The 8771-nt window shown below is 64.7% G+C and carries 4 protein-coding genes and 2 pseudogenes; 4 read left to right on the forward strand and 2 right to left on the reverse strand.

What is annotated here, in order from left to right; translation table 11 throughout:
- A partial coding sequence (locus tag RM2_RS22130) for a non-ribosomal peptide synthetase (RefSeq protein WP_139277895.1) occupies window positions 1-4161 on the reverse strand: 4161 nt, incomplete at its 3' end.
- A 1077-nt stretch (window positions 4162-5238) separates the two neighbouring features.
- Here RM2_RS22130 and RM2_RS22140 point away from each other — a divergent pair.
- Window positions 5239-5850, forward strand: a pseudogene (locus RM2_RS22140) (IS6 family transposase); the annotation flags it as partial.
- 10 nt (window positions 5851-5860) lie between these two features.
- The gene (locus tag RM2_RS22145; RefSeq protein WP_245814097.1) at window positions 5861-6247 is read left to right on the forward strand and encodes an HFCD family protein; all 387 of its coding nucleotides are present in this window, start codon (window positions 5861-5863) and stop codon (window positions 6245-6247) included.
- Here RM2_RS22145 and RM2_RS25465 read toward each other — a convergent pair.
- Window positions 6244-6594 (reverse strand): annotated as a pseudogene (locus tag RM2_RS25465) (histidine phosphatase family protein); the annotation flags it as partial. The gene RM2_RS22145 and the pseudogene RM2_RS25465 overlap by 4 nt on opposite strands.
- Window positions 6595-6764: 170 nt before the next feature.
- Between RM2_RS25465 and RM2_RS22155 the strand changes: the two are divergent.
- Complete coding sequence (locus RM2_RS22155) at window positions 6765-7565, forward strand: IS5 family transposase (protein ID WP_174553882.1); 801 nt, start codon at window positions 6765-6767, stop codon at window positions 7563-7565.
- A gap of 185 nt (window positions 7566-7750) precedes the next feature.
- Window positions 7751-8566, forward strand: a complete 816-nt coding sequence (locus RM2_RS22160; protein WP_072691650.1) for a YncE family protein — start codon at window positions 7751-7753, stop codon at window positions 8564-8566.
- Window positions 8567-8771 lie beyond the last annotated feature (205 nt).

The following is an 8771-nucleotide window of genomic DNA, read 5'->3' on the forward strand; positions in this document are numbered from 1 at the left end:
CTTGTCACGCACATACGCGCGTAGGTGCGGGATCTGTTGGGTGGTGGCGGGGTCGTTGACGTACCAGGACAGGGGTCCGGTCGGGTCGGCGGGCAGATACAGGTCGGTCAGTGCGATGCGGTGTTCGGGGGTGTGCTGTGTGGTGGGGGTATAGAAGACCGCGTCGAGGTGTCCGGGGGTGGCCGAGTAGGTGACGGCGACGGTGTAGCCGGTGTCGTCGGCGAGGCGGTGCAGGTCGTCGGTGGTCGGTGCGGCCGGACTGCTGTCGTGGTCGGGCAGGTCGGTGAGGGGGGTGTCGGGGGTGGTGTGGGTGGCCGCCTGGTGGGCGGTGATTTCGTCGAAGACACCGGTGTGCGGGATTCCGGTGACCCGCAGGGTGGCCGGTCGCTCATGGTCGAGCAGGGACTGTAGTGCGGTCGGGTCGGCAAGGTCCGACCACGGCCGGGTGGGCAGGGTGCGCATCGAGTGTGCCGGGGTGGGGGTGGTGTGCACGATGACGTCGTAGCGGTGCCGGGTCATTTCGGTGTCGGGGTGTCCGCGTTCGAGTTGGATGTCGACCCCGGCGATGTCGGGGTTGTTCGCGGTGAGGGCGAGGAAGAATTCCGGTGCCACAAGTAGTTCTCGTTCCGCGGCGACGTCGCGTCGGACCCGGTCGAGGAGGGTGCCGGCGGTGCCGGTGGTTTCTCGGGTCAGGTGGATGCCGGTGACGAAGGCCGGAAGGGTGTTCAGGTTGCGGATGTCGCCGAGGAACAGTGCCCCGCCGGGGGTCAACAGCCCGAGTGCTTTCGTGATCACGTCGATCAGGTAGGCGGCGTTGGGGAAGTACTGGATCACCGAGTTGAGCACGATGGTGTCGAACTGTCCGGCGGGGAGGCCGTCGGTGTCATCGGCGGGTTGGGTGCGTAGGTGCACCAGGTCGGTCCAGGGGGCGTCGTGTGCGGCGAGCCGGGTCCGGAGGGTGTCGATGGTGGTGTCGGAGAAGTCGGTGGCCCAGTAGGTGTCGCAGTGCGGGGCGAGGTGGGTCAGTAGCAGTCCGGTGCCGACACCGATCTCGAGGATGCGGGTGGGGGCCAGTTCCCGGATGCGGTGCACGGTCGCCGCACGCCATTGCCGCATGTGGTCGGTGGGGATGGGCCTGCCGGTGTAGCTGCTGGTCCAGCCGCGGAAGTCGTTCCCGAACCCGGCGGCGCCCACCAGGTCGGTGCCGTCATCGACGGAGTCGGAGTCACCGGGGTCACCGGGGTCACCCGAAGCGTCGTCGGGGTCAGCGGAGTACAGGTTTTCGTAGATGTGGTGCCACTCGGTGACGAATTCGGATTCGCGGTCCTGGTCGTGGGTCAGGGACGCCTGGGGGTCGAGGACGACGTATCCGATCAGTTGGGTGCCGGCGGTGTCGGATTCGTGGTCGGTGGGGTCGTGGTCGGGGACTGCACCGGTGGGGCGGGCGATGACCGCGGCTTGTGTCACCGAGGGGTGGGTGGTGAGGGTGGCTTCGATTTCGCCGGGTTCGATCCGGAAACCCCGGATTTTGACCTGCTGATCGGCGCGTCCGGCGTAGTCGAGGTTCCCGTCTGCGGTCCAGCGGACCAGGTCCCCGCTGCGGTACAGGCGGCCGCCACCGCCGTCGGTGTCGTAGGGGTTGGGAACGAACCGTTGCGCGGTCAACCCGGGCCGCCGGTGGTAGCCGCGGGCGAGTTGGGCGCCGGCGACATACAGTTCGCCGAGCACCCCGACCGGGACCGGGTGCAGGCCGGGGTCGAGGACGTACACCTGCACATTGGTGATCGGCTGCCCGATCGGCACACCGTGTGTATCGGTGGGTGTGGTGTGGGCGGGGAGGGTGTAGGTGGTGGCGCACACCGTGGTTTCGGTCGGCCCGTACGCGTTGCTCAGCACCACGTGTGGGTAGTGCCGGGCGAAGCGTGCGGCGACGTCGGTGCGTAGTACCTCTCCACCTGTGACGATGCGGGTGAGGTGGGTGCCGATTTGTGCGCCGATACCGCCGGTGTCCCCACCGATGTCTTCGGTGAGGACGTCGAGGAGGGTGGTGGTGACGAAGAGGGTGTCGACCCGCTTGGTGGTGATCAGGTCGGCAAGGGTATTCGGGTCGGGGGGGCTGTCTGCGGCGATCACCAGTTCGGTGCCGTGCAGTAGTGCGGTCCAGATTTCGTAGACGGAGGCGTCGAACGCGATCGAAGAGTGCAGCATCATCCGGGTTCCGGGCCCGCCCGGCCACCCGTCGGCTGCCAGGTTGGTGAGGTTGCGGTGGGTGATGGCAACACCTTTGGGGGTTCCGGTGGATCCGGAGGTGTAGATGAGGTAGGCGAGGTGCGCCGGGTGCAGGGGTGTGACCCGGTCGAGGTCGGTGGGGTCAGCGGCCGGGTCCACACCGGTGTGACCGGGTGCGGGGAGGTCGGGGTCGTCGGTGAGCATCTGCGGGATCGGGTTTGCGGGTAGTGCGGTGTGGGTGGTGGTGTCGGTGAGCAGTAGTTGTGGTTGGGCGTCGTCGAGGATGAATCCGGTGCGGGCGCTGGGGTAGTGGGGGTCGATCGGGAGGTAGGCGGCCCCGGTTTTGAGGACCGCGAGTAACACGATGATCAGGTCCGGGGTGCGGGGCAGGGCGACGGCGACCACGTGGTCGGGGCCGATGCCGGTGTGGATCAGGTGGTGGGCCCACCGGTTGGCGGCGGTGTTCAGTTCGGCGTAGGTGAACTTCCGGTCACCGCTGATCAGGGCCACCCGGTTCGGGGACTGGTGGGCTTGGTGTTCGAACAGGGTGGGCACCGTGACTGCCGGTACATCGGCCGCAGTGTTGTTCCATTCCACGAGGAGTTGGTGGCGTTCGTGGTCGTCGAGGATCTCGAGGGCGGTGAGCCGATCAACCCCGACCACGGCCACCTCGCGGACCAACGTTTCGAGGCGCTCGAGAAGGTGCGCGACATCCGAGTCGGTGTAGCGTTCCGCGTCCGCCTCGATCTCCACACCGATGCCCTGATCGCGTTCACCGTAAATGAAAATGATGGAGAGATCGCGAACCGACCCCACACGAACCGGGTGGTAGGACGCATCAACCCCGCCGATTCTCAGGCCTGAGTAGAATCTCATCACGTTCAGAGACACGCCGAAGAGCGGAGCCGAATTGCCCGCGTTCTCACCGTGCCTCATCCACTCCACGCGGAACCTTTGGTGCGGCAGTGCCGACCTCAACGCACTGGAGATGGCGGCCACCACATCGGGGAAACGATCGAAATGTCCGCTGTCGAGGAAGATGGGGATCACGTTGGAGGCCATGGTCGGTGCGCGGAGAGCGTCGGGGTGTAGTCGGCCCGTCACCGGAAGCCCGAAAGGGAGTGCGGTACTACCGGACATGCGCTGACCGAACAGATAACCGAAAGCGATCAGCGTGGAGGCGGGAGAAAAACCCAGCTTGGTGCTCAACTCGTGAACGGCCGCGGACACGGACCCGGCGAACTGGGTGTGCCCGCGCCTTACGGTCTGGGCCATGGTGGGTAGTTGCCCCGATACGGTCACCGGCGCCGGGAGGCTCTTCATGCGGTTGTCCCAGAATTCGCGATCCTCGACGAATTCGTCGGATTGCTTGTACTCGGAGTCCAACTCCGCCATCCGCCCGAGAGGGACGAACCATTCGGGTGGGGTCGGCTCGGACTCGGTGAACGAGTTGTAGAGTTTCGCGATACGCGAACCCAACAGCGCGCCGCCGTATCCGTCGGAGACAACGTGATGACCGGAAATGAATAGCAGTGTGCAGTCGCGACTTATCGTGATGAGGGCGAAGTTCGTGGCGAACTCGTCAGCGAGGAAACTGTGGTCGTCCAGCCTGTGCAGCATCCACTCTTCGGCGCACCGAAACGGATCCGGCTCCTCGGACAGGTCGACAGCCTCGAAATCCGCTTCCCGGGTGTCGTAGACGATCTGCTCGAGTGAGTTGAACCCGGCCCGGAAACCGGATCGTAGAGCCTCCGACTCGGTGACCACGTGATGTAATGCAGCGGTAAGTGCCTTTCGATCGATGTGTGACCGTATTTCTAGATACTGTCCGATGTTGAAATTCGTCGATTCCGGATCAAGAAGCTCCGAGAACCAGATTCCGAGTTGGGCACTCGTCAGTTGAAGAGTACGGAAGCCTACCGTCGCGGTCATGTCACGATCCTGTCTGTGTGAGCCACCGCGGTTGCACCGGGAAACAACGAAGACAGTGTTCTGCAGCCTGCAATCGACGAGAAAACTGCAGACCGAAGAAGTGGCCGACGTGACGTTCGGGCCTGCGGCATCTGGATGAGCATTGAGCGGACGTGTGGTTGCCAGGGTCGATGGATTGAACCCGTGCTCTTGGCCTCGGAAGCGAGTTGAGGTGCCGGGTGAGTCCCCGACCCAGTCCTTGCGCGCTCGAGCAGTGGGTCGAGTACTCGCTACGGATCGGGGACCGCGTGGGGAGTTCGCCGGACGCCTCGTGGGGAGTTCGCCGGACGCCTCGTGGGGAACCCCGAGGCAGGGGATCCACGCGGTCGGGCGCTCGGCAAACCTTCTCGAGTCGGGTGTCCTCGAGCGCAGGCACTCGCCACTTACGTAGGTGTGGGATCACGAACTGTCCCTCCGATACCTGACTCGAGCGTGGACCACCGGAAACGTGCAGGAAACGAACGGTTCGACAACGCTTGATCATTCACAAGCCGTTGCTGGTGACGCACACGCAGTTCACCAGCATCGTTTGTGGGAATGATGTTGTGGGGTCTGGGTTTCCGGAGAAGTTTCCGCCGACCGCAACATTGAGAATCATGAAGAGCGGGTGGTCGAAGACCCATTGGTTACCCGGGCCGATGTCCAATGGTGTGCGGGTTGCGTACGGTGGGCCGTCGAGTGTCCACGTGATCAGGGGCCGGACCGGTGGACGGCATAGGTGTGAAAGTCGTCGGAGAGCGTCGGGAAGGGTGCAACTGGTGGTGGGGCCTTCGTCGCCGGCGAGCACGGCGGCGGAGTCGAGGACCGAGATCGCAACCGAAGACGATCGGAACGCGATCCGCGCGGGGTGAAGATTCGCAAAGATGTGGACATAGATAGCTCCTTGTGGTCCGTATGAAGTTGTCTCCAGATGTCCGTTGTCCAGTCCCCCTCCAGAGAACTCCGCATTTAGGTCTACTCGGTAAGGGCGGAATTTGTCTATACCGAGTTGTTGTGGCTGTCTTTGCAAATACCAGTGAAGCCCTTTGGCCTGGAGTGGATTTCGAACTGCTCATGGCCGACCGTAGGGTCGAGGTGACCTACGAGACGATCCGCGCGGGGTGCACGAAGTTCGGTCCCGAATACGCCCACCGGCTGCGCCGACGCCAACCACGAGCCGGGGACAAATGGCACCTGGACGAGGTCTTCATCAAGATCGGTGGCGTACAGAATTACTTGTGGCGGGCGGTCGATCAGCACGGGAATGTTCTCGACATCCTCATCCAGTCGAGGCGAGACGGCAAAGCCGCGACCAGGTTCTTCCAGAAGATCCTGAAGCGGCAGGAATGCACGCCGCGTGTGCTGGTCACCGACCAACTCGCCTCCTACCCGGTCGCGCACCGCACCACGATGCCGTCGGTCGAGCACCGGAAATCGAAATACTTGAACAACCGATGCGAAAACTCCCACCAACCGACCCGGCAACGAGAACGAGCGATGAAAGGCTTCCGATCGGTCGGCTCAGCCCAACGATTCCTCGCCGCCTTCAGCCGGATCTCGCCGCACTTCCGCCCACCCCGACACCGTATGACTTCAGCCGACCACCGAACCGACATGGCCACCCGATTCCAGGTCTGGGATCAGGTCACCGAACAGACCCCCGCCGCCTGAACCGCTCCGCGTGGCGCCCTACAGCACCCGAAAACAGCTGCACCCCAAACAACTTGACAACACCCCATCCGCCGTCGGCAAGGCCAAAAGCACCCTCGACACGATCGGCCGCGGACTCGCCCAGGCGGCCGGACCGGTAGCCGGCGACGACGTCGCCGCCAATCTCGCGCCGGTCAACCTCACACAACTGGGCGAGGAAATCACCAACCTGGCCGCCAGTATCGCCCCCGCGATGAACGCAGCCATGTCCAGCCACCCCCGCACCATCAAAGAACTCCTTAACGTCGAACAACGCCCCGACGAACAGAATGAGATCGCCTTCGAGCAGGACACCGAACTGCACCGCCGGCAGACCGCGACACCGCGCACGCACTCTAGGACCCACCCCGGGTCGTAGCCGAGTGACTCAATGGGCAACTTGGCCCACGAAGCCACAGCAAATGTGACTACGCCTCCATGCGTAACGATGATCTGATGTTCGCAATCACTCTGCAAGATCGCGTCCATCGCCTGGTAGACGCGCTGCGCGAACACCTCCATGGTCTCGGCGCCCGGCACACCCTCATCGTGCCCCATCCGATCCCCGACAGCCGGCGGCGGGACGAATCGTTGATCTAACCACTCCTGCGGTCTCCCCTCCGCCTTCCCGTAGGACTTCTCTCGCAATCTGCGATCCAGGACCGGTTTCACCCCGAACAGGTCGGCCGCCTCCGCGGCCGTCCGCTGAGCCCGCTGCAAATCTGAGAGTGCGTCTGAAAACTCGGGGTCGGTGTGTGACTGGTGCGGAATGGGTGAACTCCTGGTAGGTCAGTAGGTGCTTATACCACGACCAACCAGGAGTTCACTTGCCATCGTCTCCCATCGCGCTGTGCCCGTCATGCCCCACCCCGGACGAGAAGAGGGCACACCGGTGCATGGTGTACCCGTCGTCGTCGGTCACGAACGCACAGTGGGCGCTTCTCGAACCCCTGCTCCGAACACCCGGCAACACCACAGGCGGCGGTGGCCGTCCAGAAAAGCACTGCCGCCGTCTCGTGCTCGACGCCATCTTTTACCTCGTCCGGGGCGGGATCGCCTGGCGGCAGTTGCCGGCGGAGTTCCCGCCCGCAACTACGGTGTATGCGATCTTCGTCCGCTGGGTGCGGGCGGGGGTGTGGCAGCACATTCACGACGTGCTCCGCGATCAGGTCCGGGTCCGGGGCGACCGCCACCCACTGCCTTCTGCGGCGATCATCGACTCCCAATCGGTTCGCGGCGCCGACACCGTGCCCCGGTCGAGTCGGGGTTTCGACGCGGGTAAGAAAATCAACGGCCGCAAACGTCACATCGCGGTCGATACCAACGGGTTGCTGCTGGCGGTCGTGGTGACGATGGCCAGCATTCAGGACCGGGACGGGGCCAACCGGTTGCTGTCCGTGCTGCGTGCCCACTGTTCGACGATCAGCCTGGTGTGGGCTGACGGCGGCTACGCCGGAAGGCTGATCGACTGGTCGAAAAAGGTTCTGGCCTTGACGGTTCAGGTTGTCAAACGCGCCGATGACATCAAGGGTTTCAAGGTCCTGCCCCGCAGGTGGGTGGTCGAGAGAACGTTCGCCTGGATCAGCAAACACCGCCGCTGTGTCCGTGATTACGAAACCCGCCCCGATCATCACGAAGCGATGATTTACATCGCCATGATCGCCACCATGTCACGTCGACGCGCCCGCACAGCGTGACTCATACCGGAGTTTTCAGACGCACTCTAACACCTGGGAGGGTGTGACTCTCGGGTGATCATGGCGGCCATTTGCCAGTTCAGGGGGGCTCATTGTTGGAGCGCCGCATACCCGAATGACGCCGCCACCCACACGGACTGGGTGGCGGCGTCATTCGTCTTTCACGGTGCGGGTGTCAGCTGCCGGTGCTGCCCGCCCCCGAGCCGCTGCCGGTCAACGAGCCGAAGTCGATGCACAGCGATCCGGTGCACTGGTCTATGGCGATCACCGACACCAGCACCAACTTGGTCGTGGGCGCGCCCATCCCGGTCGGGGCCAGCCCGGCCGGGGTGGCGATCACCCCGGACGGGGCCTTCGCCTACGTCACCAACTTCGGTGCCAACACGGTGTCGGTGATCGACACCGCCACCAACCTGGTGGTCGGGCCGCCGATCATGGTCGGGGCCGCCCCGTTCGGGGTGGCGGTCACCCCGGACGGAACCCGCGCCTACGTCACCAACGTTGGCGGCGGCACGGTGTCGGTGATCGACACCGCCACCAACTTGGTCGTGGGCGCGCCCATCCCGGTCGGGTCCCTCCCGGAAGGGGTGGCGATCACCCCGAACGGGTCCCGCGCCTACGTCACCAACTTTAACGACGGCACGGTGCCGGTGTCGGTGATCGACACCGGCACCGACACCGTCATCGACATCGTCCCGGTCGGGGCCGCCCCGTTCGGGGTGGCGGTCACCCCGAACGGAACCCGCGCCTACGTCGCCAACTTTGGTGACGGCACGGTGTCGGTGATCGACACCGCCACCAACACCGTGGTCGAGACCGTCCCGGTCGGGTCCGGCCCGTTCGGGGTGGCGATCACCCCGGACGGAACCCGCGCCTACGTCACCAACAATGGCGATGACACGGTGTCGGTGATCGGCATCGACCAGTGCACCGGATCGTTGTGCCTCGACTTCGGTTCGGGCACAGGCTCGGGCAGCGGCTGGGGCAGCTTTTTCAGCTGACACCCGCACCGTGAAGCCGCATGAGGCCGCCGCCTAGGCCGTGAGGGTGGCGGCCTCATGCGGTTCGTTGACGGGGCTTGGTTCGTTGACGGGGCTTGGCGGCGGTCCGGTGAACCGGCAGCCCACCAGGTCGTCGTGCACAGGCCGGCCTTCCTGGAGGATGCCCCGGGCTCCGGGGAACTTCGGTGGCGGCCCGGTGACCATC

The organism is Rhodococcus marinonascens NBRC 14363 (genome assembly GCF_001894885.1).
Lineage (GTDB): Bacteria > Actinomycetota > Actinomycetes > Mycobacteriales > Mycobacteriaceae > Rhodococcus_F > Rhodococcus_F marinonascens.